This is a genomic window from Microbacterium sp. cf046 (assembly GCF_900114345.1).
Classification (GTDB): domain Bacteria; phylum Actinomycetota; class Actinomycetes; order Actinomycetales; family Microbacteriaceae; genus Microbacterium.
The window spans coordinates 516,681-542,099 of sequence record NZ_FOZJ01000003.1 but is presented as its reverse complement, the minus strand read 5'-3'; the positions used below and the strand labels follow the sequence as shown (position 1 = coordinate 542,099).

At 70.4% G+C, this 25,419-nt stretch carries 18 protein-coding genes; 6 read left to right on the top strand and 12 right to left on the bottom strand.

The genetic code is table 11. The features are described from left to right. Position 1 precedes the first annotated feature (1 nt). The 6 genes from BM349_RS14940 to BM349_RS14915 all read right to left on the bottom strand — a co-directional run bounded on the left by BM349_RS14940 (position 2) and on the right by BM349_RS14915 (position 11,298). Positions 2-1,018 (bottom strand): zinc-binding metallopeptidase family protein, encoded by a 1,017-nt coding sequence (locus BM349_RS14940; protein ID WP_091707810.1) that lies wholly within the window; start codon positions 1,016-1,018, stop codon positions 2-4. A gap of 34 nt (positions 1,019-1,052) precedes the next feature. Beyond that, positions 1,053-1,949, bottom strand: coding sequence for a transglutaminase family protein (locus BM349_RS14935; RefSeq protein WP_091707808.1), 897 nt, complete (start codon positions 1,947-1,949; stop codon positions 1,053-1,055). Between the two features lie 16 nt (positions 1,950-1,965). Further along, positions 1,966-4,485 (bottom strand): circularly permuted type 2 ATP-grasp protein, encoded by a 2,520-nt coding sequence (locus BM349_RS14930; RefSeq protein WP_091707807.1) that lies wholly within the window; start codon positions 4,483-4,485, stop codon positions 1,966-1,968. After that, on the bottom strand, positions 4,482-7,745 hold the full coding sequence (locus BM349_RS14925) for a transglutaminase family protein (RefSeq protein WP_091707804.1): 3,264 nt from the start codon (positions 7,743-7,745) through the stop codon (positions 4,482-4,484). The genes BM349_RS14930 and BM349_RS14925 overlap by 4 nt, the downstream gene beginning before the upstream one ends. A gap of 144 nt (positions 7,746-7,889) precedes the next feature. Next, a complete protein-coding gene (locus BM349_RS14920; RefSeq protein ID WP_091709384.1) occupies positions 7,890-9,995 on the bottom strand; it encodes a S9 family peptidase in 2,106 nt (701 codons plus the stop codon). A 52-nt stretch (positions 9,996-10,047) separates the two neighbouring features. Continuing rightward, on the bottom strand, positions 10,048-11,298 hold the full coding sequence (locus tag BM349_RS14915) for a trans-sulfuration enzyme family protein (RefSeq protein WP_091707802.1): 1,251 nt from the start codon (positions 11,296-11,298) through the stop codon (positions 10,048-10,050). Positions 11,299-11,411: 113 nt separating this feature from the next. On the opposite strand from BM349_RS14915, the gene BM349_RS14910 reads away from it, so the two are divergent. Beyond that, positions 11,412-11,885 (top strand): Lrp/AsnC family transcriptional regulator, encoded by a 474-nt coding sequence (locus BM349_RS14910; RefSeq protein WP_091707799.1) that lies wholly within the window; start codon positions 11,412-11,414, stop codon positions 11,883-11,885. A gap of 20 nt (positions 11,886-11,905) precedes the next feature. Continuing rightward, positions 11,906-12,982 (top strand): methyltransferase domain-containing protein, encoded by a 1,077-nt coding sequence (locus BM349_RS14905; RefSeq protein WP_091707797.1) that lies wholly within the window; start codon positions 11,906-11,908, stop codon positions 12,980-12,982. Between the two features lie 3 nt (positions 12,983-12,985). Here BM349_RS14905 and BM349_RS14900 read toward each other — a convergent pair whose 3' ends face one another. Beyond that, positions 12,986-13,612: a TetR/AcrR family transcriptional regulator gene (locus tag BM349_RS14900; protein ID WP_091707795.1), complete on the bottom strand. Its 627-nt coding sequence runs from the start codon at positions 13,610-13,612 to the stop codon at positions 12,986-12,988. A 73-nt stretch (positions 13,613-13,685) separates the two neighbouring features. Between BM349_RS14900 and BM349_RS14895 the strand changes: the two genes are divergently transcribed. Genes BM349_RS14895 through BM349_RS14885 form a run of 3 tightly spaced genes read left to right on the top strand, consistent with a single transcriptional unit; the run spans position 13,686 to position 17,958 of the window. Continuing rightward, positions 13,686-15,224 (top strand): purine-cytosine permease family protein, encoded by a 1,539-nt coding sequence (locus BM349_RS14895; RefSeq protein ID WP_091707793.1) that lies wholly within the window; start codon positions 13,686-13,688, stop codon positions 15,222-15,224. Further along, positions 15,221-16,249, top strand: a complete 1,029-nt coding sequence (locus BM349_RS14890; protein WP_091707791.1) for an agmatine deiminase family protein — start codon at positions 15,221-15,223, stop codon at positions 16,247-16,249. The genes BM349_RS14895 and BM349_RS14890 overlap by 4 nt, the downstream gene beginning before the upstream one ends. Then, a complete protein-coding gene (locus BM349_RS14885) occupies positions 16,246-17,958 on the top strand; it encodes an amidase (RefSeq protein ID WP_091707789.1) in 1,713 nt (570 codons plus the stop codon). Before BM349_RS14890 ends, BM349_RS14885 begins: the two co-directional genes overlap by 4 nt. A 6-nt stretch (positions 17,959-17,964) precedes the next feature. Here the strand turns inward: BM349_RS14885 and BM349_RS14880 are convergent, their stop codons facing one another. From BM349_RS14880 to BM349_RS14865, 4 genes are all read right to left on the bottom strand, one after another. After that, positions 17,965-18,927, bottom strand: coding sequence for an SCO family protein (locus tag BM349_RS14880; protein ID WP_139230942.1), 963 nt, complete (start codon positions 18,925-18,927; stop codon positions 17,965-17,967). A gap of 5 nt (positions 18,928-18,932) precedes the next feature. Beyond that, positions 18,933-19,832 carry a hypothetical protein gene (locus tag BM349_RS14875; protein ID WP_091707783.1) on the bottom strand — a complete coding sequence of 300 codons (900 nt, stop codon included), beginning with the start codon at positions 19,830-19,832 and terminating at the stop codon, positions 18,933-18,935. Then, on the bottom strand, positions 19,832-21,085 hold the full coding sequence (locus tag BM349_RS14870; protein ID WP_091707782.1) for a tyrosinase family protein: 1,254 nt from the start codon (positions 21,083-21,085) through the stop codon (positions 19,832-19,834). Before BM349_RS14870 ends, BM349_RS14875 begins: the two co-directional genes overlap by 1 nt. Positions 21,086-21,182: 97 nt before the next feature. Further along, positions 21,183-22,886, bottom strand: coding sequence for a long-chain-fatty-acid--CoA ligase (locus BM349_RS14865; protein WP_091707779.1), 1,704 nt, complete (start codon positions 22,884-22,886; stop codon positions 21,183-21,185). A 93-nt stretch (positions 22,887-22,979) separates the two neighbouring features. On the opposite strand from BM349_RS14865, the gene pgi reads away from it, so the two are divergent. Then, a complete protein-coding gene (gene pgi, locus BM349_RS14860) occupies positions 22,980-24,662 on the top strand; it encodes a glucose-6-phosphate isomerase (protein WP_091707775.1) in 1,683 nt (560 codons plus the stop codon). 131 nt (positions 24,663-24,793) lie between these two features. On the opposite strand, the gene BM349_RS14855 is transcribed toward pgi, so the two are convergent. After that, positions 24,794-25,417 (bottom strand): DUF1684 domain-containing protein, encoded by a 624-nt coding sequence (locus BM349_RS14855; RefSeq protein ID WP_091707773.1) that lies wholly within the window; start codon positions 25,415-25,417, stop codon positions 24,794-24,796. Between the last annotated feature and the right edge of the window lie 2 nt (positions 25,418-25,419).

Below are 25,419 nucleotides of genomic sequence, written 5' to 3'. Positions count from 1 at the left end.
CTCAGGCTCGCCCGTCGCCTCGCAGCGACGCGACGAACTCGAGCTTGTCGAGCACCGGCGCCGGGATCACGAACGGGTAGAGGTCGTCCTTGCCCATCGATCGATTGATCATGTTCAGCGCGATCGACATCGGCACCCACACCCCCGTGACCAGGTCGCGGAAGTGCGAGAACGCGTCGATGCCCGCGACGGCCGTGAGTCCGTACTCGGTCGCCGTCTGGATGGTGTCGCAGATGTGCAGGAAGTGGGCCCACGTCTCGGCGAAGTCCTCGTACGGGTGCATCGTCGCGTAGGTCGTGAGATACGAGCGCTCCCATCCGGCCGGCGCCCCGTGGCTGTAGTGCCGGTCGATCGCGTCCTGATAGTCGACCGTCTCGTCGCCGAACAGTTCGCGGGCGCGCGCGATGCGCTCCGGGTCGCCCGCGACCTCGACAAGCCGCCACTGGTAGTAGTGTCCGACCTCGTGCCGGAAGTGGCCGAGCATCGTGCGGTACGGCTCGTCGAGCTCGCCGCGCAGCCGCTCACGGTACGCAGGGTCGCTCTCCGCGAGATCGATCGTGATCACGCCGTCCTCGTGTCCGATCGTGACGCTGCGATCCGTGCTCGAGAGCAGGTCGAAGCACAGGCCCCCCGCCGGATCGCCGCCGATCGCGGCATCCTTGCCCACCACGGGGAAGCCGAGATCGTCGAGTTCGGCGATGAGGTGTCGCTTCGCGCGCTCAGCCACCGGAAAGTTGCTGACGCCCGCGACGTCCGCGTCGTTCGGGCGCGTGCGCGTCAGGGAGCAGCTGAAGCACTGCCCGCCCTCGAGGGGTGCGAGCCACGTGCAGCCCGAGAGGTTGAGGTTGCGGCAGACGTGCCAGATCAGTCCTGATGAGTCGACATAGCGACCGTCGAGCCCGACCGGCACGATCTCGCGCTCCTCGCGGGAGTAGCCCAGGCCCGCGCCGCACGCGACGCAGATCGAGTTCTCGAAGTAGAGCGGACTGCTGCAGACGCGGCATCGATAGGACTTCACCCGCCCAGGCTCGCACACTCGCCCGCAGCGAAGCTCACCCTTGCGAATACTCCTCGAGTGGTGCAACGTCCACGGCCACGCGCAGCGTCGACTTCTTCGCCTCCGTGAAGATCACGCCCTTCACGGGCGGGACGTCGCCGTAGTCGCGACCCCACGCCACGGTCACATGGCGGTCCGCCACCCACTGATCGTTCGTCGGATCGAACGCGAGCCACTGGTCGGACCCGGGGATCCACGCGGCCACCCACGCGTGCGAGGCATCCGCGCCGACCAGCCGCGGCTTGCCGGCCGGTGGGCGGGTCGCCAAATAGCCGCTGACGTACCGCGCGGCCATGCCGTGGCTGCGCAGGCACGCCAGGGCGAGGTGCGCGAAGTCCTGACACACGCCCGCGCGCTTCTCGATCACGTCGGCGACCGTGCTCGTGACCGTGGTCGCGGTCTTGTCGTAGTGGAAGTCGGTCTTGATCCGGTGCATCAGATCGGTGACGGCCTCGCCGATCGGGCGCCCCGGAGTGAGGGATGCCGCGGCATACTCCCGCGCAGCATCCACGTGTCGCGCCTTGGGCGATTCGAGTGCGAACTCCGTCGCCGCCCATGCGCCGCGGGAGATGCCCGGATGCAGGATCGGCCGCGCGCGCTCCCACGGCTCGAGCAGGGCATCGGCGTCGTACTCGGTCGGCGTCACCGTCACATCGCTGAGCGCATTGATCGTGAGACGCATGTGCGGCTCGGTGACGTGGAAGTACGACACGATGTTGCCGTAGCAGTCGACGTCGTCGGCGATGTCGCTGGGCACCGGATCGATCGACACCTCGCGCGAGGCCACGTGCTGCCAGGGCAGCTCGCGGGGCCGGCAGTGGGCGAGGCCGAAGCTGCTGGACACATCGTCGTCGTACGAGTACGTGGTGCGGTGCGAGACGCGGTACCTCATCGGACGGGGCCGTACGTCATGGGCGCTCCACCCCCATCACCTCGGTCAGTGTGAGCGACGAGATCGGCTGCGGCAGGGGGCCGCTCTCGAAGTGCAGGTGCACGATCGCATCGCCGAGGCGGTGCAGGTGCGCGTGCGTCTCCGCGAGGAACTCCTCCAGGCGCGGGCGGCGCCCGTCCACCGGCGCCGTCAGCGCCGGGATATCGACGGCCTCCAGGGAGTCCTCGAGGTGCTCGAGCAGGCGCTCGGGTCTGGTCGAGCCGGTCGAGGCGGCGAGCTGCGAAAGGTGGAACCGCAGCCGGGCGAGCGAGAACGCGATCGAGCGGGGGTTCTCGGCGTCGATCAGCAGGAGCTCCAGAACGTCCGCCGCGCGCACGCTGCCCCGGAACCGGCGTCGGTGGGTGACCGAGCTCTCGGCCGCCATGAGCACCCCGCCCAGCACCGCCCGCTCCACGCCGACACCCAGCGAGACAGTCGTGGTCGCGGCCAGCAGCGTCGTCACCTGCAGCGAGCGCTCGAGGTAGCGACCGGCCTCGATCGCGTGCCAGCCGTCGTCGCGCATCATGTTCGCGGTCACGCCCTGCAGCGAGAGGATGCCGCCCAGCATGCGGCTGGCCGATTCGGCGATCTGCAGCCGGCGCGACGCGCGCAGCGCCTTCATCGCACGGTCCGTGCTCCCGAACGCGCGCCAGGTGTCGCCGGACAGCTGATCGCGCACGCCCTCGAGCGCATCGCGGAGCCGCTCGAGCGAGTGGGCGGCCGAACCCGGGCGGTCGGCATCCAGCAGGAGGGAGCGCTGCTCCAGATCGGGGTCGAGCCAGCGCGTGCCGCACAGTCGCTGAAGCACTCCGATGAGCGCGCGAAGCGCCGCACCGCCCTCGGTGCTGGAGCTGTAGTCGAGCTGCTCGGCGTACGCGCTCGAGGTGATCACGAGCCGGACGAGGTCTTCGGCGCGCTCCGTGTAGCGACCCGACCAGAACATGTCCTCCACGGCGCGGGGCGAGAGCACCGGCACCGCGCGCGCGAGCGGCAGGGGCGCCACCTCGACGATGCCCTGATCGGGATCCCCGTGAGCGCCCTTGAGCACCCACACGTCCTTGGTGCTCGGAGCGGCCTTGCGGTCATCGACCAGGGTCGCGAGTCCGCCGACGAGCGGGCGGTAGATCGCACCGTCGCGCACGGTGAACGCACGCAGCACGATCGGGTTGGGGTTGGCGCGACCCGATGCGCGGCCCGCCTCACCCCAGGAAGGAGCCTGCGAGAGCGGCAGCCGCTCCTGGCCCACGAACCGATGCGGCGCCGAGAGGATCCGATCGCGCAGCCCGTTCGCACCCAGCTCCGCGAGCTCGGCGGCGCGCCCGTCGATCTGGCGCACGATGATCGACGCCGGGTCCTTCTTCACGGCGGTCAGCACCTGCGCGAGACCCTCGGGATCGCCGCACCAGAGGGTCGGCACCGACGGCAGGCGCAGCTGTTCACCGAGGAGCCGCTCGCACACGGCGGGCATGAACGGCATCAGCCCGGGGTTCTCCAGCACCCCGGCGCCCAGTCCGTTCACCAGACGCACCCGGCCGCGTCGCACCGCTTCGGTGAGGCCGGCGACGCCCAGCTGGGAGCCGGCACGCAGCTCGAGCGGGTCGCACCACTCGGCATCCACGCGCCGGAGGATGACGTCGACCCGCTCGTGCGGCTCGTGCTGCGGAAAGCCTGTGGGCTTCATCCAGACCCAACCGTCGCGGACCACGAGGTCTTCGCCCTGCACGAGCGGGAAGCCGAGGATGTTCGCGATGAAGGCCTGGTCGTACGCGGTCTCGGAGTGCGTTCCGGGCGAGAGCACCACGACACGCGGATCGGCGACCTCGGCGGGCGCGGCCTGCAGGAGGGCGGAGCGCAGTGCGGAGAAGTACGGCTCCATGCGGTGGAGCCCGGCCTCCTCGTACAGCTCGGGCAGCACGCGCGAGAGCACGCGGCGGTTCTCCATCGCGTAGCCCAGGCCCGAGGGTGCCTGCACGCGGTCGGTCAGCACGTGCCACTCCCCCGCCGCATCCCTGCCGAGATCGGTGCTGGAGAGGATCAGCGGGTTGGGATCGAAGCCGCGCGAGCGGGCGATCGGGCGGATGTAACCGGAGTGGCCGAAGACGACCGCGGGAGGAATGACCCCGTCGGCGAGAAGCCGCTGCTCGCCGTAGATGTCGGCAAGCAGCGCGTTCAGCAGCTCGGTGCGCTGAGCGAGCCCGACGCCGAGTCGTGCCCAGTTCGCGGCATCCAGCACGAGCGGCATCGGATCCAGCAGCCAGGGCTGCGAGCCCGCCTCGAGACTGCCGTACGTGGCGCCGTCGTCGGCGAGGAGCGTCGTGATCTCGACATCGATGCGTCCGACCTCGGACGAGGTCAGATCGACCGCGATCGAGGCCATCCCCTTCCACGCCGCGCGCAGCGCGCCGTCCGGGCCGACGACCTCGTCGAATCGCGCGCCGGGGCCGAGGGGCAGCGTCGGCTGGGCGATCGACGCCGCGTATTCACGCAGGAGGCTCACGCGGTCGGAACCCTCCGCAGATCGAGGGTGTGCGGATAATCGGGGCTGAACGCGCGACGCGCGGCCTCGCGCATCGCGGGAACGTCGAGCCGGCCGCCGGTGTGCCCGTGCGGTTCGAACCGGCTGGCCCGGCGCGCTTCGGCCTCGTTGGAGTTGATCGGCGGGTGATCGTATGACCGGCCGCCTGGATGCACGACGTGATAGGTCGCGCCCCCGACGCTCACACCCGAGGCGATGTCGACGACGTCGAACGCGAGCGGCGCGTGCACCGGAATGGACGGATGCAGGGCCGACCACGGCTGCCAGGCGCGGTAGCGCACGCCGGCGAAGTACTCGCCGGCGTGACCGGTGGACGTCAGTGGCACGGGAACACTCTGGCACGTCACGAGGTGCATGCGCGGATCCAGGCCGGTCACCTTCACCTGGACGCGTTCGACTGAGGAGTCGACGTAGCGCGCGGTGCCGCCCTCGGTGACCTCTTCGCCGAGCACGTTCCACGGCTCGATCGCCTGGCGCAGCTCAAGCTCGATGCCGCCGGAGAGACGCGTCATCCCGATCCGCGGGAAGCGGAACTCGGTGAAGGAGTTCAGCCAGTCCGCTTCGAACGCGATCCCGTGATCGCGCAGGTCCGCCACGACCTCCGCGATGTCGGCGGTGGCGCCCTCGGGCAGCAGGAAGTCCTCGTGCAGTCGCGTTCCCCAGCGCACGAGGGGCGCGGTGTACGGCGTCTCCCAGAACATCGCGACGAGGCTGCGCACCAGCAGCGCCTGCACGAGCGCGAGCTGCGGATGCGGCGGCATCTCGAAGCCGCGCAGCTCGAGCAGGCCGAGCCGTCCGCGGCTCGAATCGGGGCTGTAGAGCTTGTCGATGCAGAACTCGGCGCGATGGGTGTTGCCGGTGAGGTCGGTGAGCAGGTGACGAAGCGCCCGGTCGACGAGCCAGGGCGAGGACTCCTCGTCGAGTTCACGCGCGGAGGCGGTGAGCCGGCGGATCTCCTGCAGCGCGATCTCCATCTCGTACACCGCCTCCGGCCGGCCCTCGTCGAACCGGGGAGCCTGGCTCGTCGGCCCGATGAATCGCCCCGAGAACAGGTAGGAGAGGCTCGGATGGCGCTGCCAGTAGGTGATCAGGCTGGCCAGCAGCTCGGGCCGGCGCAGCAGCGGCGAATCGACCGGCTGCGAACCACCGAGCGTGATGTGGTTGCCGCCGCCGGTGCCGGTGTGCAGGCCGTCGAGGTCGAACTTCTCCGTCGCGAGGCGGCTCTGACGAGCATCCTCGTACAGGGTCACGGTGAGATCGCGCAGCTCCCGCCACGTCGAGGTCGGCTGCACGTTGACCTCGATCACACCGGGGTCGGGGGTCACGATCAGCTGGGTGAGCCGTGCGTCCGGCGGCGGTCCGTACCCCTCGAGCACCAGCCGGCAGCGGGTGAGGCCCGCGGCCCTCTCGATCACAGCGAGCAGATCGGCGTAGGCCTCGAGGGTCAGCGTCGGCGGGAGGAAGACGTGCACATGGCCGTCCCGAGCCTCGAACGTGAGCGCGGTCGTGCGCGCATCCTTCGGGTCGACGACGGTCACCTTCCGGATTCCCGGGGTCAGCGGCGGCCCGGCCTCGAGGTAGGACGGCTCGCCCGGATGCTCCGGGTCCTCCCAGGAGATCGACTCCAGTGGCAGTCGCAGACCGACTGCGCTCGAGCCGGGCGTGAGCACGAGCCGGCCGCGGCGGAACGTCCACGCCGGGCTCGTCCACTCGTCTTCGGTCGTGAGCGGCAGCACCCATCCGGTCTCGGTGGAGACGGTGCGATCCAGCTCCGCGATCTCGACCTCGGCCGTCTCGTCCACGCCGGGCCGAGGGCCCTCGGGCTGGCGGATCTCGGCGGCCAGCTCCGCGAACGGGTCTTCGTATGCGGGCAGGAGCCGTCGGTCCGGGATGCCGAGCAGTGCCGTCACCGCGCGCGCGAGCGCCTCGGCATTGGAGCGGGCATCGGGGTCGGCATCCGTCCCCCACGGGTCGGCGAACAGCGCCGGGTCGCCCCACAGATGCACGCCGTCGGTGCGCCACTGCAGGGCGATGTTCCACCGTGGCAGCGGTTCGCCCGGATACCACTTGCCCTGACCACGGTGCACGACCCCACCGAGGGCGTAGGTCGCGCGCAGACGCTCGGCGAGGATGCCGGCAAGCTCCCGCTTGTGCTCGCCGTCGGCATCCGTGTTCCACTCCGCGCTCGTGGCATCGTCGAGGGCGACGAACGTCGGCTCGCCCCCCATCGTCAGACGCACGTCACCCGCGGTCAGCCGCTCGTCCACCTGAGCGCCGAGCGCGTCGATGCTCGCCCACTGCGTGTCGGTGTAGGGCTTGGTCGTGCGCGGATCCTCGTGGATGCGCACCACTTCGTTGCGGAACTCGAACGTCACCTCCACCGGCTCGGTCGCGCCCTGGATCGGCGCGGCGCTGGAGGGATGCGGCGTGGCGCTCAGCGGAATGTGCCCCTCGCCGGCGAACAGGGCGCTCGTCGGGTCCATCCCGACCCATCCGGCGCCCGGGATGTAGACCTCGGTCCACGCGTGCAGGTCGGTGAAATCGACCTCGGTGCCGCTCGGTCCGTCCAGGGCCTTCTGGTCGGCTGCGAGCTGCACGAGGTACCCCGAGACGAACCGCGCGGCGAGGCCGTACTTGCGCAGCAGGCTCACCAGCAGCCACGCGCTGTCGCGGCAGGAGCCGATCGCCCGGCTGAGGGTCTCGTCGGGTGACTGGACGCCCTCCTCCATACGGACGTCGTAGGCCACGTCGCGGTTCACAGCCGAGTTCAGTCCCGCGAGGAACTGCACGGTCGGCACGCCGCCCTCCGGAAGTGCGGGGAGGGACTCCTTCCAGACGCCCGCCTGGTCGCTCTCCTCGACCGGTCGGAGGTACGGCGCGAGGTCGGCCTTCAGGCTCGGGTCGTAGTCGAACGGGAAGTACTCCGCGTACTCCTCGATGAAGAAGTCGAACGGGTTGATCACCATCAGATCGGCCACGAGGCTCACGGTGATCGAGAGATGATCGATCTTCTCCGGGAACACCAGGCGTGCGACCCAGTTGCCGAACGGATCCTGCTGCCAGTTGATGAAGTGCTCTTTCGGACTCACTTCGAGCGAGTACGCCTCGATGGGCGTGCGGGAGTGCGGAGCAGGCCTCAACCGCACCACGTGCGGGGTGACATTCACCGGTCGGGCGAACGTGTACCCGGTGTAGTGCGTGAGCGAGACCTTTGTGGACATTCCCACAGTGTCGCCCAAATCTGTTGCGTCCGCGTTTCGTGACCGCGCACATCCCCGCCGCGAGACCGCATCCGAACGCCGAAACGGAGGGTGATGCCCGGCATCTGGTCGCCCGGATGCAGTCTCGCGGAAAGACCGCGAGGGTCAGCCGAGCAGCTCCGGGCGCTTCCAGTCGGACCCGTGGACGTGCTGGTCCAGGAACGCGAACACCGTCTGGTACCAGACGACCGCGTGCTGGGGCTTGAGGACCCAGTGGTTCTCATCGGGGTAGAACAGGAACCGGTGCATGGTCGAGCCGTCCGGCTCGGCATGGTGCTCGGCGAGCTCGGACCACAGCCGCAGGCTCTCGCCGATCGGCACGCGGTAGTCGCGGTCGCCGTGGATCACCAGCAGCGGAGTGCGGATGTCCTGCACGAAGCGGTGCGGCGAGTGCTCGATCATCGCCTCCGGTGTGAAGATTCGCTGCCAGTAGTCCGAGCTGTCGGTCGTGCCGCTGAACTGGTCGAGCGCCCACAGGCTCGCATGGGTCACGATCGCCCGGAAGCGGTCGGTGTGCCCGGCCACCCAGTTGGCCATGTACCCGCCGAACGATCCGCCCATCGCCGCGGTGCGGGTCTCGTCGATGTCGTCGCGCGCGATCACGGCGTCGGTGATGGCCATGAGGTCGGTGTACGGCTTGCCGCCCCAGCTGTTCCAGCCGCGGGCGATGAACTCCAGGCCGTATCCCGTCGACAGGGCCGGGTCGGGCAGCAGCACCGCGTAGCCGCGCGCGACGGCCAGCAGCGGCGCCCAGCGCCAGCTCCACGCGTTCCAGCTGTTGAGCGGTCCGCCGTGGATCCACAGCAGCAGCGGAGCGGGCGCCGCATCCGATGCCCCGTCCGGGAGCAGCAGCCAGCCGCGCACCCGGGCACCGTCCTCGGCCGTCGTCTCCACCTCGGTGATCGTGCCCGGGGCTTGCGGGATCGCTGCCGGGGTGACCAGCGCAGTGACGCCGCCGTCGCGCGAGATCCGCACGGGGTGGGACGGTGAGACCCAGTTCGAGCGGAGGGCGACGAGATCACCCGACGCGCGATCCACCGCGACGTGCGTGTACGTGTAGTCGTCTGCCGTCAGCTGCTCTGGTGTCGAGCCGTCGAGCGGGATGCGGTAGACCGGGCCTCGTCCGTCGGAATCGGCGGTCGCGATCAGCGCCACGTCGCCGGCGTCGAAGACGAAGCTCGACGCCCAGCGGTCCCATCCCCCGCCGATCCGCTGCGGGTCCGCACCGTCGATGCCGGCGACCCACAGCTCGAGATCGGTCGGACCGGTCGGCGAGCTCCGCTCGACGCGGAGGAACGCGAGCCGCGTGCCGTCGTGGCTGATCGTCGGCGACTCGAAATCGACCTCGGGCTCGTCGAACAGCGTGGTGCGCTCCCCGGTCGTGGTGTCGATCGCGACGAGCACGAACCTCCCGTCACGTGTCTCGGCGACGCGGAGCGACGCGACCAGCGTGCGGCCGTCGGGCGTCAGCGCGGCGCCGGCGATGTCGGCGCTGCGGCCCGGATGCGGAGTCAGGTCTGCCGGGCGCGGCAGCGTGGCGGGGTACGGGGTCCCGGCATCCCCGCCCTCCTCGACGGCTTCGTCCGGCGCGCGGTCGTCCGATTCGGCCGTGACCGCCGCGATCGTGTCGACGAGCCCGGACAGGTCCAGACCGAGCAGGTGCGGCTCGGCCGGTCCCAGGTCGTGGTCCCAGAACCGCACCGGATAGCTCTCGTGGAGGATCGCCGCGACCTTCTTCTTCTTGCGCAGCGCGCGCAGCTTCGCCTCCGCCTCGAGGCTCTCAGCGGCGGGAAGCAGCTCGGCGCTCAGCACCACACGATCCGATGCCTCGGCCACTGCTGCGATCGCCGCGACGCCGCCGGCCAGGCGGGTGATCGGTCGCGCCTCGCCTCCGGCGGCCGGGAGGAGCCACAGCTGGCCGGCGTCCTGGTCGTCGTCGGCCTCGGCGTCGGGCCTGGCCGAGACGAAGAGGACGTCACCGCTCGAGGTGAACGCCGCGCTCGACTCGCCCTTGGCCGACCGGGTCAGGCGCGTCGGCGACCCCGACCCGTCGGTCGGCACCGACCAGAGCGACCGCTCGTACGCGGTGGCGTCCTTCTTCAGCGTCGCGACGGTGAGGACGGCGCGAGTGCCGTCGGGCGAGAGCGCGAGCGCTTCCACGCGCGGGAGGCCGATGTAGTCGTCGAGGGAGGTGAAGGGTGTCGATGCCATGCGCTCCACGCTAACCCCGACCTCGCGGATCTTCACCGCGAGGTCGGCAGGCTCACCGCGCGTCGGCGAACCGGGCAGCGTGGGCGGCGTCGGTCGGCATGGCCGCGGCATCCACGGACGTGAGCGCGTCTGCGGCGGCGAGCGCCACGAGGATGTCGTCGGTCAGGTCGTCGACGTGCTCGAGGCCGATCGAGAGGCGCACGATGCCGGCGCCCGGCTTGGCGGGGCCGGATACCGGCCGATGCGTGAGCGAGGCCGGATGCTGCACCAGGGAGTCGATGCCGCCGAGTGAGACCGCGTGCTCGATCAGCTCGCACGACTCGGTGAACCGCGCGGCCGCGTCGTACCCTCCGGCCAGCTCCACGGCGATGATCGAACCGGGGCCGTCGAGCTGCGTGCCCAGGAGACCCTTCGGATCCTGACCCGGAAGCCCCGGGTAGAACACCCGCGCGACCGCGTGGTGGGCGCTGATCCGCTCGGCGAGCACCTGTGCGGTCTGCTGCTGAGCACGCACGCGGAGCGGCAGGGTCCGCAGTCCGCGGTGCAGCAGGTAGGCCGCCATCGGATGCAGGAGACCACCCGTGAGCGCGCGCACCTGGCGAAGTCGCTGGACCCACTCCTGAGTCGTCGCCACCACGCCGCCCATCACGTCTCCGTGGCCCCCGAGGTACTTCGTCGCGCTGTGCAGGACGAGCGTCGCACCATGACGGGCAGGCTGCTGCAGCACCGGGGTGGCGAACGTGTTGTCGACCAGCACGGGAACATCACCCGCCGCGGCGACCACCTCGGCGAGGTCCAGCAGCTCGAGCGTGGGATTGGCCGGGGTCTCGACGACGACGAGTCCGGTGTCGGGGCGGATCGCGGCGGCGATCTCGTCGGCTGCCGCCCAGGTGACGGTCGTGCCGAGCAGTCCCTTCTCCAGGACATGGTCCGTGCCGCCGTAGAGCGGACGGACGGCCACGACGTGCGGCTTGCCCGCGGTCGCCGTCGCGATGAGGCACGCGGCGAGCGCGGCCATCCCGCTCGCGAACGCCACGGCACCCTCGGTGGCCTCGAGATCGGCGAGCGCGTCCTCGAACCGTGCGACCCCCGGCTGCCAGAGTCGCTGATACACGGCGCTGCGCCCCGGGCCGAGGTCATGTCCGGTCGCGAGCTCCTCGTAGGCCTGACCCCCGTTGTCCACATCCGGCAGCGGATACGTGGTCGAGAAGTCGATCGGCGGGACGTGCGCCCCGCTCTCGCGCAGACCCGACATGCCCGCGTGCACAGCGCGTGTCTCGAACCGGTGGTGCCTCTTGTCCATACCTCGAGAACAGCAGAAACTTCGCCTGTCGGCAATCGACCTTGAAGGATGCGATCACACCGGTACGATTGGCCGCAGATGCTTCATTCTCAGCGCGGCGAAGGAGCCCTCTCGTGCAGGTCCTTAAGCTAGATCGAACCGACCGTGCGCTGCTGCGGGCCCTGACCGCGAACGCCCGCGCGTCGGGGGCCTCGCTCGCCTCGACGCTCGGCATCGCGGAGTCGACGGTCTCCCTCCGGCTGCGACGACTGCAGACCAGCGGCGTGATCCGCCGGTACCGTGTCGATCTGAACCCGATCGCGCTCGGGGCGACGGTGCAGGCGCTCATCGCGATCCGCCTCGTCAAGCACGCCCGCGAGGAGATCGAGGCGTTCCGTCGCGCCGCGCCGAGCCTGCCAGGTGTCATCAGCCTGTTCCACATGGCCGGCGCCGATGACTTCCTCCTCCACGTGATCGCCCGCGATGCCGCCGAGCTGCGAGAGTTCGTCCTCGCCCACCTCACCGGGCACCCCGCTGTGGCGCACACCGAGACGAACCTGATCTTCGAGCACGCAGACGGCGACGGATGGGAGCAGCTCATCCGCTGAGCGGCCCGGAAAGGAGAATCATGTCCGCAGACGACCCCACCGCTGAGGAGTTCGCAGAACGGATGCTGGCCTCTGCGCTCGGCTTCGCCGACATCCTCGCGGCGCATCTGGGCGATCGGCTCGGCTGGTACCGGAGCCTGGCCGCGCACGGCCCGACCACCGCGGACGAGCTCGCCGAGCGCACCGGCACAGACCGGCGGTACGCGCGCGAGTGGCTCGAGCAGCAGGCCGTCACCGGGGTGCTGCAGGTGGAGCCCGGCGGGGATGACGATGGTCGTCGATTCCGGCTGCCGGCCGGCGCCGCCGAGGTTCTGACCGACGATGCGAGCCTGAACTATCTCGCCCCCGTCGCCCGCATGTTCGGGGCGGTCGGTCCGGCGCTGCCCGACCTGCTGGACGCATATCGCACGGGCGGTGGCGTGAGCTGGGCCGACTTCGGCGCCGATGCGCGAGAAGGCCAGGCGGATCTGAACCGGCCGTGGTTCCGCGAGCTGCCGAAGGCGTTCGCGGAGGTGGACGACATCCAGTCGGTGCTCACGCGACCTGGTGCGCGGATCGCCGACATCGGCACCGGGGCGGGGTGGTCCTCGATCGCCCTCGCGCAGGCGTACCCCGAGCTGAGGGTGGACGGCTTCGACATCGATGACCCGTCGATCGAACTCGCGCGGGCGAACGCGCAGGACGCGGGGGTCTCCGATCGCGTCCGCTTCCACAATGCCGACGGAGACGGCCTGTCGAACTTCGGCCGCTTCGACGCCGCATTCGCATTCGAGTGCATCCACGACATGCCCCGGCCCGTCGAGGTGCTCGCGGCGATGCGACTCGCGGTCCGCGACGACGGACCGGTGATCGTGATGGACGAGGCGGTCGCCGAGACCTTCACCGCCCCCGGCGATGACCTCGAGCGGATCATGTACGCGTACAGCCTGTTCGTGTGCCTGCCCGACAGCCTCTCGCACCGGCCGAGCGTCGGCACCGGCACCGTGATGCGCCCTGAGACGCTCCGCGGCTACGCGCGCGAGGCGGGCTTCGCCGACCTCGAGATCCTCCCGATCGAGGACTTCGCGTTCTTCCGCTTCTACTCGCTCACGCGCTGAGGCTCAGCGGGCGTCGATCGAACCGGCCGGCGCGCCGAGCAGGATCTCGGCTGCGCGCGCCATCTTGACGGAGTAGCCCTCGCCCTCGATGCCCCGGGCGAGCGACTGGGCGTTCAGTCCGTCGATCATCCCGAGCAGCTGCCACGCGGCATCCGACGGGCTCGACGTCGTGAATGCACCCGACTCGCATCCGTCCTCGATCGCCGCCGCGACCATTCGGTGCCATGCGTCCATCTGCTCGCGCACCGCCACGGCGAGCGCGGCGTTGCGGCGCCCGAGCGCCCACGCCTCCACCCACACCACGGTCAGGTCCTCCCGCGTGCCGTCCAGCAGCGTCTCGATGAGCGCGGCCATGCGCACCCCGGCGTCCTCGTGCGCGGCCATGAGGGCATCGACCTCACCGATCTCGGCCGCGACGAGGTCGCTGTAGACCCGCGCGACGAGGTCGTCCATCGACGGGTGATAGTGCGCGATGAGGCCGGATGCGACCCCCGCCCGCTCCGCGACGGCGCGCAGTGTCAGCGCGCTCAGTCCCTGCTCACGTGCGAGGTCCGTGGCCGCCTCGAGGATCTCCGCCGAGCGCTCGGCCGGAGACTTCCGGGTGCGGACCTTCGTCGAAATGCTTGACATGTCACCGCCGTTGTAGGTATCTTCACGTCTATTGATCGCTTGATCAATACTAGGTGAAACGGAAGCGGATGACATGACCATCACCGCACAACACGCCGCAGAGTCATCACAGCCCGGCGACGTCGCCGGTCACATCGAGACGCGCGGCATCGACTACATCCCGTCGGGAGAGCGGCACGGCCGGCCCAGCGCCCTGTTCGGCATCTGGGCCGCCGCCAACGTGCTGTACCTCAACTTCGTCTTCGGTGGCATCCTCATCCTCCTCGGGCTCGGGCTGTGGGAGTCGCTCGTGATCTGCGTGCTCGGCAACCTCTGGTGGTTCGTGATCGGCTGGATCGCGATCAGCGGACCGGCCTCCGGCACGCCGAGCGTCATGATCATGCGCGCGATGTTCGGCGTGCGCGGCAATGCGCTGTTCGGCTCCGGCCTCGGCGTGCTGATCGGGCTCTTCTACATCGTCCTGAACGTCGCGTTCACGACGCTGGCGAGCGAGGCGCTGCTGGCGAGCGTCGGGATCACGCTGCCCGACGGCTTCAGCATCCTTCTGCTGGTGGCGGTCTCGGCGCTGAGCCTGCTGGTGAGCGTCTTCGGTCACGCGACGATCGAGAAGCTCTCGACCTACCTGTCAATCGCGGTGGGCGCGTGCTTCGCGGCCGTCGGCGTGTTCGTGCTCGCGGCCGCCGACTGGTCGTACTCGCCGGCCGCCCTGCCCGCCGGAGAGAACATCGCGCTGCTGCTGCTCGGTCTGACCGTGGTCGCATCCGGGCCGCTGTCGTGGGGCACAAGCGCCGACTACTCGCGCTACCTGCCGACGCGCACGTCCAAGCGGAGCATCATCCTGTTCACGGCCCTGGGCGGTTTCGTGCCGTCGGTGCTGATCGCCGGTCTCGGCGTGATCGCCGGGACGTCGATCGACATGACCGACCCGCAGACCGCGATCGCCGAGATCCTGCCGTCGTGGCTGTACCCGGTCTTCCTGCTCGCGATCATCGTCGGCACGCTCGCCAACAACGTGCTGTGCTCGTACTCGACCGGTCTGTACGCGCAGGCGTTCATCCCGCGCGTCCGCCGTGCGGTCTCGGTCATGATCGTCGGCGTCGTCGCCGCGGTGCTCGCCGCCTACCTGCTGTACGGCGCGCCGCGGTTCCTCGACACGCTCAGCTACGCGATCGAGATCGCCGTCGCCGTGATGGGCCCGCTCGTCGCGATCTACGCGATCGACATCGTGCTGCGTCGTGGCCGCTACGACGGTCTGACGCTGAACGACACGAGCCGGCGCAGCCCGTTCTGGTACACCGGCGGGTGGTTCCTGCCCGGCACCGTCGCGATGGTCGTCGCGACGACGGTCGCCGTGCTCATGGTCAACACGACCCTGTACACCGGGCCGATCTCCGCGGCCCTCGGCGGCGCGGATCTGTCCTCGCTGGTCGGACCGGCGCTGGCCGCCGGCCTCTACGCGCTGCTGTGGCGGACCACCAGGCCCTATCGCGATCCGGCGGCCCGACCGTCGCTGGACTGGACCACTGCGCAGGACACAGGTGCGCCCGTGCACCGCACGCACCAGGATGAGAGCATCGCCGCGTTCGGCGAAGCCATGAGGAGTGGACGATGACCTGGAACATGCCCGCTGAATTCGCGCCGCAGGAGCGCGTGTGGATGGCGTTCCCCCGCGTGGGCAACACACTCGGAGACGACGTGGCGTCAGCCGACCTGGCCCGTGACACCTGGGCCGCCGTCGCGAACGCCGCGGCCGGATTCGAGCCGGTGACGATGGTCGTGGACCCGTCGGCCGTCGCGGAGGCGACCAGGCGCCTGTCGTCCGAGATCGAGATCGTCGAGGCGCCGCTGGATGACTACTGGATGCGCGACATCGGACCGACGTTCGTGCTCGATGAGACCGGCGCGCTCGGCGGTGTGGACTGGACCTTCAACGGCTGGGGCGCGAACGCCTGGGCGACGTGGGAGCGCGATGACCGCATCGCGAGCACCGTCGTGGGGCTCGCCGGCGCGACCCACCTGCCATCCACGCTCGTGAACGAGGGCGGCGGCATCCACGTCGACGGCGAGGGCACCGTCCTGCTGACCGAGACGGTCCAGCTCGACCCGCGCCGCAACCCGTACACCGACAAGCGCCGCGTCGAGTGGGAGCTGCAGCGCACGATCGGCGCCACGAGCTTCATCTGGCTCCCCCGCGGCCTCACCCGCGACTACGAGTCCTCGGGAACACGCGGCCATGTCGACATGGTGGCCACCTTCGCCGAACCGGGTCGGGTGCTGCTGCACTGGCAGGACGACCCGTCGCACCCCGACTACGCGGTCGTGCGCCAGATTCGCGCCGTGCTCGAACAGGCGACGGATGCCGCCGGCCGAAGCCTCGAGATCATCGAGCTGCCCGCTCCCGACACGCTGCGCGACGAGGACGGCTTCGTCGACTGGAACTACGCGAACCACCTGGTCGTCAACGGCGGCGTGATCGCGTGCGGCTACGGCGAGCCCGAAGCCGACGCCCGCGCCGCCGGCATCCTCGGCGACGCGTACGGACGCGAGGTCGTGACGATCGACGCCCGTCCGATCCTGGAGCGGGGTGGCGGCATCCACTGCATCACCCAGCAGCAGCCGGCCTCGAGCGCACGATGAGCACGCCGTACCCGGTCGTCGAGGCCTCGCTCGGTGATCTGCGCGCGGCACTGGAGTCCGGCGCGACCACGAGCGTAGAGCTCGTGCGCGCGTACCTCGCCCGGATCGAGGCGTATGACCAGGGCGGCATACGGCTCAACGCACTCGTCGAACTGAATCCCGAGGCGCTCGCCGATGCCGAGGCATCCGACCGGCGCCGCTCGGAGGGCACGACCCTCAGCCCGCTCGACGGGATCCCGTACACCGCCAAGGACAGCTACATGGTGCGAGGGCTGACAGTCGCCTCGGGCTCCCCGGCGTTCGCGGATCTCGTCGCGCGCCGCGACGCGTTCTCGATCGAGCGGCTCCGCGATGCGGGGTGCGTCCTGATCGGCCTGACGAACATGCCGCCGATGGCGAACGGCGGGATGCAGCGCGGGCTCTACGGCCGCGCCGAGAGTCCTTACAACGCGGACTACCTCACGTCCGCGTTCGGCTCGGGATCCTCCAACGGCTCGGGCACCGCCACCGCGGCGAGCTTCGGAGCGTTCGGACTGGGCGAGGAGACCTGGTCGTCGGGGCGCGCCCCGGCATCGAACAACGCACTGTGCGCGTACACGCCCTCGCGCGGCGTCATCTCGGTCCGCGGCAACTGGCCGCTCGTGCCCACGATGGATGTCGTGGTGCCGCACACGCGATCGATGGCGGATCTGCTCGAGGTGCTCGATCTCATGGTCGCCGACGACACCGTCAGCCGCGGCGACTTCTGGCGCACCCAGCCCTGGGTCGCCATACCCCGCGCTTCCGAGGTGCGTCCGGAGTCGTATCCGGCGCTCGCCGCGGATGCCGCCGCATCCCTGTCCGGGAAGCGGTTCGGCATCCCGGCGATGTATCTCGGCGAGGATCCGGATGCCGGAACCGGGCCGGGCATCGGCGCGTCGACCGGTCAGCGCATCGAGCCTCGGCCGTCCGTGCTGGACCTGTGGGCGCAGGCGCGGGCCGATCTCGAGGCTGCCGGCGCAGAGGTCGTGGTCGTCGACTTCCCCGTGGTGAGCAACTACGAGGCCGACCGTGCCGGCGCCCGCTCGATCTTCGATCGCGGAATCGTTCCCGCCGCCTACTTCGACGTCGAGATCTGGGACATGTCGATGTGGTCGTGGCACGACTTCCTGGCGGCGAACGGGCAGCCGGGGCTCTCGTCGCTCGCCGAGGTCGACGGGCCGCAGATCTTCCCGCATCCCGAGGGCGCGCTGCCCGACCGCTACGGCTCGTTCGACCTCGACATCTCCGAGTACGTCACGCGTGCACGGGCGAACGGCATGACCGATCCGCTCGGCGGCGGGCGAGCCGACCTGATCCGCGCTGGGCTGGAGGGGCTCGAGCGGACCCGGCGCGTCGACCTCGAGGAGTGGATGTCGCGGCTCGGCCTGGACGCGGTGGTGTTCCCCGCGGTCGCCGACGTGGGACCGGCAGACGCGGACGTGAACGAGGAGTCGGCGGTCGCCGCCTGGCGAAACGGCGTGTGGGTGGCCAACGGCAATCTGGCGATCCGTCATCTCGGGATCCCGACGGTCACCGTGCCGATGGGCACGATGGCCGACATCGGCATGCCGGTCGGGCTCACCTTCGCGGGCGTCGCGTATTCGGACTCGGATCTGCTGCGCTGGGCGGCCGGGTTCGAGTCGCTCCGACCTCGACGCACGTCGCCGCCGCGCACGCCCGAACTCTGAGCCGGATCAGCGGAGCGAGGCCACCGGCACCAGGTGCGGCTCGGCGATCGCGTCGGGGTCGAGACCTCGCGCGACGAGCGCTCCCGTGATCGGGTCGGCGCCCACCAGGAACAGCTCGCGCGCGTGCTCGTTCACGGTGACCGGGCCGTAGCCCACGCGGAGGCCGAACATCGCCCGCGTCTCCTGCCAGCCGGCGGTCGCGCGCGCCAGCCGAGCGTGCTCCCCGAACGGGAAGCCGCGCTCCGCGCCGTAGCGGTGCAGGCGGTCGGCGGTGTCGAAGTCGGGGTCGTAGCTGATCGCGAGGATCCCGAAGTCCCCCGGACGATACCTCGCAACGGCGGCGAGCCGCGTGATGGTGAGCGAGCACTTGGCCGGGTTCATGCACCGCGTGTAGAAGAACGCGACGATCGTCGGATGCCGCGCCAGCGCGTCTGCGAGCGCCGGAGTCGCCGCATCCTGGTCCTCGAGGCGCACGGCGCGCACGGCCTCGGCATCGAGCGCGAACTCGGGACCGGGCTCGTGCGAGATCTCCGCGACCGCCGCCGATCGGTCGGCCCGCTCGGCAAGCAACGCGAGGATCTCGCCGCGCGCGGTGCGCATCCATCCAGGAGGGACGACGCGCGCCTGCCAGCGCACGAAGACATCCGTCGTCTCGATGCGTGTCGCCGCATCGCGCAGGAGCGGTTCCCATTCGACGTCCTCCGGGGACCCGGGCTGAACACCTCGCACCGCTCGTGCCGCACCGGCGAGCACCACAGGGCTCGCCGCGGTGCGCAGCTCCTCGGCCACGACCGGCACGGCGCCCTCCGGGATGCCGGTCGCCTCGAACGACGCCAGCAGATGCGCGCGAACCCGCTCCGCATCGACGGTGGACAGTCCGGCCAGATGCGCGGCGTCCTGACGCAGCCCTGCGGCCGTCACCGGCACCGCGAGCAGTTGCGCGATCAGCCCGTCGACATCGCGAGACATGCCCGTCACTCCGGCGGCGGTGCCTGGGACTCGGTGAATCGGTCGATCGAGGCCTGGAGCGAACGGGACTTCGTGGCGGTCTTCACGTCCTCCAGCTCCGCGCCGAAGGTATCCGCGTCCAGCGCGTCGACCGCCTCGGGCGTCAACGTGATCGCCGAGAGGGCCGTCGTGCGCAGCCGGTCGTCCTCGCTCTCATCCAGCACCATGTCGCGGGCGACGTCGGCGAAGCGCTCCGGCGAGGCGGCCTTCAGACTCATCGCCGCGAGCTCGCGCACCGCCGAGCGTTCGGTCTTATCCGATGAGATCGTCGCCAGCAGCTCCACCGACTCGGGGTCGACCGCGAGCGCGCGCAGCGCCTGCTCGCGCACGCGCGGCGCGCCGGTGCGGGCGAGCTCGCGAAGGAGAGGTGCCGCATCGCCGTGCTCGTCGCGGGCGAGCATCCGCGCCGCGGATGCCGCGGGAAGGAGCGGCTTGCGGGTTCCTTCCAGACTCTCCTTGACCAGTCGCTGCCCGACCTCGTCGTGCATGAGCGTCAGCTGGTCCAGGGCTGTCGCGCGGAGGTCCTTGTCGTCGCTGACCGCGAGTTCCCGCAGGCGTTCCACATACTCGGCATGGAACGGCGCGAACTTCACGGGCTGGAACGCGGCACCGCCGATGCGCTGCAGCGCGGTCAGGCGCAGGGCGGCGGGGGCCTCCTCGTCGGCGAGGATGTCCAGCAGCAGGCGGGCGGCGATCTCGAACGTCGCCACCTCGACCAGCATCCGATCGAGTTCGGCCTCGGTCATCTCGGCGGGCTTTGCCGTGAGCGCGCGGCGCGCTGCAGCACTCAGCTTGGGCTGTGCCCGCCGCTCCTGCGTCACCTCGGCGAGATAGTCCTTGCGGAGGGCTTCGATGTCGTCGCTCATCAGTTCGCTCCGGTCAGCTGGAAGGGGACGTCGTCGTAGGCGAAGCCCAGATGCGCCGCCGAGACCGTGCCGAGGTAGTCGATGGTGTCGCGGATGCGAGGACTCGTCCCGGGGGCATCCGTCATCGGTGAGGCCGACAGCCCGCCGCCGGGCGCCGTCGTGGGGCGCGGCGCCGCCAGCGGTCCGCCCCACGGCCACAGTCGGTCCCCGAGCCGGTGCCCCGGCAGGGTCGAACCCGGAACGAATGCCCGGCCGACGCCCGGGTCGTGGCGCCGGAAGGCCCATTGCCACTTCGCCCACAGGCGGTCGACGTTGCAGTGCAGCAGGAAGAAGAGCGGATCGCGCGGCGCCGTGCCCGGGTTCGTGATCACGCCGCTGAGGTGCGACATGTGCGCACGGCCGTGCGGGTTGCCCTGCATCACCGCGAACGGGGCGAAGTCGGCGGTCGGCGAGCCGCCGAGCGCGAGGGTCTGCTGCTCGGAGCGCACATCGGCGGGGATCGTCTGCGGGCCGACGCCCGGACCGCGCTCGACACCCGGCAGCTGGCCGCCCACCCAGCCGGTGAGCGGATTGGTCGCGGTGAACTGCACGCGATCCTGCGCGCCGGGCACGCCCATGAACGAGCGCGTGAACACGTTGGGTGCGGATTGGTCGAAGCGCCAGTACGGCAGGGCGACCTCGTCGTCGATCGCCTGCAGCTCGCGCTCGAGATCGAGCAGATACATCCGGTGCCACGGGAGGAATCCCGCACCGCCGTGCGCCTCGCGATCGGGTGGCCCTGCGACGTGCATGTCGCGGAAGTCGCGATAGCGCCCGGCGCCGGAGCCGTTGAGGGCCGCGAGCGCGCGGAGGAATCGATCCCGCTCGGCGGTCGTCAGCCGGTTGGCGTTCTTGCGGACCCGCACCATGGTCGGGTGGGTGCCCAGGAGCGCAGACGTCGCACGATCGCGCACCTCGAGCGAGACATCGCCGAACCGTGCGCTGGCATTCGGGAACGCGCCGCCCACCCAGACGGTGACGGCGCTGCCGTTCGCGGGAACGTCGACATCCAGTGTGGGCGTGCCCGCGTGCGTGAGCTTCGTGGCGAACACGAGCCGACCCCCGCCGACGAGCGTCTTGGATGAGACCCTGACCGCCACGGGGGCGCCGCCGGGCACCGGAGGCGACAGGGTGAGCGCGACCGGAACGGGCCGCCACGTCACGAACGCCCGACCGCGCAGGTCGTACTTCGGAAATGCGATGCTGACGCTCATCAGGCCCCCGATGCGCCGTTCCCCCGCGATCAGGGTAGCGCCGGGTCAGGCCCGGGTCGAGGGGTCTCGCGCGCCGCGCAGCAGCGACGGGGCGGTCTCAGCCGGCGTCGCGCAGCAGCTGCTCGCGCACCTGGCGGCGTAGCACCTTGCCGATCAGCGAGCGGGGCAGCTCGTCGACGGCGAAGAACCGGCGCGGCACCTTGTATGCCGCGAGGTGCTGCTTGCAGTAGTCCCGCAGCGCTTCGGGATCCAGCTCCACACCCTCCCGCAGCACGACCGCGGCGACGACCTCCTCGCCGCCCTTGCGCGGCAGGGCCACGACCGCGGCATCGACGACGTCCGGGTGGCCGCTCAGGGCCTCCTCCACCTCGGTCGGCGCGACGTTGAAACCGCCGGTGATGATGATCTCCTTGATCCGGTCGACCACGGTGACGAAGCCGTCCGGCGAGACGACCACGATGTCTCCGGTGCGCACCCATCCGCCTGGCAGCAGCGACTCGGCGGTCTCGCTGGGCCGCCGCCAGTAGCCCTGGAACACCTGCGGCCCGCGGATCAGCAGCTCGCCGGATTCGCCGAACGGGCGGTCGACGTTCGGGTCGGCCGGGTCGACGACGCGGATCTCGGTGCTGGGGAACGGCACGCCCACAGTGCCGGGTCGCCGGGACGGGCCGATCGGGTTGCCGAGCGCGACCGGGGAGGTCTCGGTCATCCCGTACCCCTCGACCAGCAGCCCGCCGGTCGCAGCCTCCCACCGCGTGACGGTGTCGACCGGCAGGCTCATCGCCCCCGAGATCGCGAACCGCGCGCTCGTGAGGTCGATCTCGCCCTGCTCGGCCGAGCGCGCGAGCTGGTCGTAGATCGGAGGCACCGCGGGCAGGAAGGTCGGCGGACTCTTCGCGGCGGCATCCGCGACGAGCGCCGCGTCGTATTTCGGGAACAGCACGAGCTTCGCCCCGATGCTCATCGCGAACGTCAGGCACAGCGTCATCCCGTAGGCGTGGAACAGCGGCAGCACGCCGTAGAAGGTCTCCTCGCCCTCCTTGAGGCCCGGCACCCAGGCCCGCCCCTGCATCGCGTTCGCCCGAAGGTTGCGGTGCGTGAGGATCGCGCCCTTGGGCGTCCCGGTCGTCCCGCTCGTGTACTGCAGCAGGGCGGTGTCGTCGACGACGGGGCGCGGATGCCGCCTGCTCAGTCGCCGGCCGTCGACGAGCTTCCGCCATGTGAGCACCTTGCGGCCCTTCGGCGTGCTCGTCAGCTGTGCGCGCGCCGCCCGCGCCTTCGGAATCGGCAGGCGAAGCGCCATGCGCGTGCTCCAGGGCATCGCGTCGGTGATGTCGACGCTGACGATGCGCTCGACTTTCAGGTCGGCGGGGAAGCCGTCGATCGTGTCGTAGACCTTGTCCCAGACGATCGCGAACCGCGCCTGATGGTCTTCGAACTGATGACGCAGTTCGCGGGCGGTGTAGAGCGGGTTGTGCTCCACGACGATCGCACCGAGCCGCAGGACGGCGTAGAACGCGACGACGTGCTGCGGGCAGTTCGGCAGCACGATCGCCACCCGGTCGCCGTGGCCGACCCCCAGCCGGCGGAGCCCCTCTGCGGCTCGCTCGATCTGCTCGCCGAGGTCTCGATAGGTCGTGGTGGCACCGAAGAACTCCAGCGCCGTGGCCTTCCGGTAGCGGGCGATGCTCGCCTCGATCATGTCGGAGAGCGTCTGGGTGACCTCGTCGATGACGTCGGGCACCCCGGGCGCATAGGCCGTCAGCCAGGGGCGGGCGGCGTACGGGTTCTGCGAGTCCATCCCGCGAGCCTGACACACCCCCGCCGGTGAGGCGAGAGTCTCGCGCCGATGCGAAACCCTCCGGCCATCGCGCTCCGACGCTAGCGTGGACGCATGAGCGCTCCGATCGATCCCACCACCACCGCGGCCTGGGCTGAACTGGCCTCGCAGAAAGCCTCGTTCACCCCCGATCTTCGCGGGTGGTTCGCGAGCGATCCGGGGCGCGTCGATCGCTTGAGCTTCCCCCTCGCCGACCTGCATGTCGACCTGTCGAAGAACCTCGTGACCGACGAGATCCTCGCCTCGCTCGTCGCGCTCGCCGAGCAGACGTGTGTGGCCGATCGGTACGCCCGGATGCTCGCCGGCGAGCATCTGAACACCACGGAGGACCGCGCGGTCCTGCACACAGCGTTGCGCCGCCCGGCGGATGCCGAGCCGAGTCTCGTCGTCGACGGGCAGGACATCGACCACGACGTGCACGAGGTGCTCGATGCGCTGTCGGCGTTCGCCGAGCGCGTCCGCTCGGGCGACTGGCTCGGTGTGACCGGCAAGAAGGTCACCCACGTCGTGAACATCGGCATCGGCGGGTCCGACCTCGGCCCGGTGATGATCTACGAAGCCCTCAAGCCGTACGCGGATGCCGGCATCCGCGCCCTCTTCGTCTCCAACATCGACCCGACCGACCTGGCGCAGAAGACGGCGGACCTCGATCCCGAGACGACGCTGTTCATCGTGGCGTCCAAGACGTTCACGACGCTGGAGACGCTGACGAACGCGCGGCTGGCGCGCGATTGGCTGTGGTCGGGCCTGAGCGCCGCAGGGGCGATCGACGGATCGGAGGCGCAGAAGACGGATGCCGTCGCCCACCACTTCGTGGCCGTCTCGACCGCGCTCGACAAGGTCGCCGCGTTCGGCATCGACCCGGCCAACGCATTCGGATTCTGGGACTGGGTCGGCGGTCGCTACTCAGTCGACTCGGCGATCGGTTTGTCTCTGGCGATCGCCCTCGGTCCCGAGGTCTTCCGCGAGCTGCTGGCCGGATTCCACGACGTCGACGAGCACGTCCGCACGACGCCGCTCGCCGCGAACGTCCCCGTCCTGATGGGGCTGCTGAACGTCTGGTACGTCAACTTCCTTGGCGCGCAGTCGCACGCGGTGCTGCCGTACGCGCAGCAGCTCAGCCGGTTCGCCGCCTACCTGCAGCAGCTCACGATGGAGTCCAACGGCAAGTCGGTGCGCTGGGACGGCACGCCGGTCACCACCGACACCGGCGAGGTGTTCTGGGGCGAGCCCGGCACGAACGGCCAGCACGCGTTCTACCAGCTCATCCATCAGGGCACGCGGCTGATCCCGGCCGACTTCATCGGCTTCGTCAACCCGGTGTATCCCCTGAAGGACGACGGGCGCGACGTGCACGGTCTGTTCCTGGCGAACTTCCTGGCGCAGACGAAGGCGCTCGCGTTCGGCAAGACCGCGGAGGAGGTCGAGGCCGAAGGAACGACCGGGCCCCTCGTGGCCGCGCGGACCTTCGCCGGCAACCGGCCGACGACCTCGATCTTCGCGGACGCGCTCACCCCGCGTGTGCTCGGCCAGCTCGTCGCCCTCTACGAGCACATCACCTTCACGCAGGGCACGATCTGGGGCATCAACTCCTTCGACCAGTGGGGCGTGGAGCTCGGCAAGCAGCTCGCCCTGCAGATCGCCCCCGCGATCGAGGGCGATGCGGATGCGCTCGCAGCACAGGATGCCTCGACGCGCGCGCTGCTGGAGTACTACGCCGCCCACCGCAGGATCTGAGCTCGCGGCCCTCGCCCCTCGCCTACGCGCTTCGCCGAGCCCACATCTTCGCACCCAGCCCATGCGCTCCCGTCGTGCGGAGCGCGTGGGTTCGCGAGAGAGGTGTGGGTTCGGCGGCGGAATCGACGCGCTCAGCCGTACAGCTCACCCACGGGAACAGCGACCGGGAGCACATTGCCGGGCTGAGCGAGCGGGCATGCCCAGGCCGGGTCGTAGGCGCACGACGGGTTGTAGGCGAAGTTGAAGTCGAACACCATCGTCTTCGCACCGGCGTCCGATCCGAGGTCGGCGCCCTTGATCGTGTCGATCAGATAGCGCCCGCCGCCATACGTGCCGCCTGGCCGCCCGGCGAGCGCATCGCGCACCGGGACGAAGATCCCGCCGCCGTATGTGGTCAGCCTCCACACATCGAGGGTTCCGGCATCCGGGATCTCGACCAGCCCGACCCGCTCGAACGGCACGATCCCGTCCGTGCCGGTCGCGAACTCGAATCCGCCGGGCTCGGCCGGGAGGATCGGCAGCTCGAACCGCCAGTTCGGGTCGTACGGCGCGATCGGCAGCCCCTCGAACAGCAGACGCTCGGGTCCGAGCATCGGGGTGGCGGGATGCCGGGCGATCAGATCGTCTCGTTCGATGCGCCAGAGCTCGTGCGCGTCCTCCGGGTCCTCCTGCGCGCGGACCGCGTCGTACAGCGCGAAGACGCGCCGCCGCCAATCGGCGACATCGAGGGCGGTGCGGGCGGAGTCGGTGGCCATCA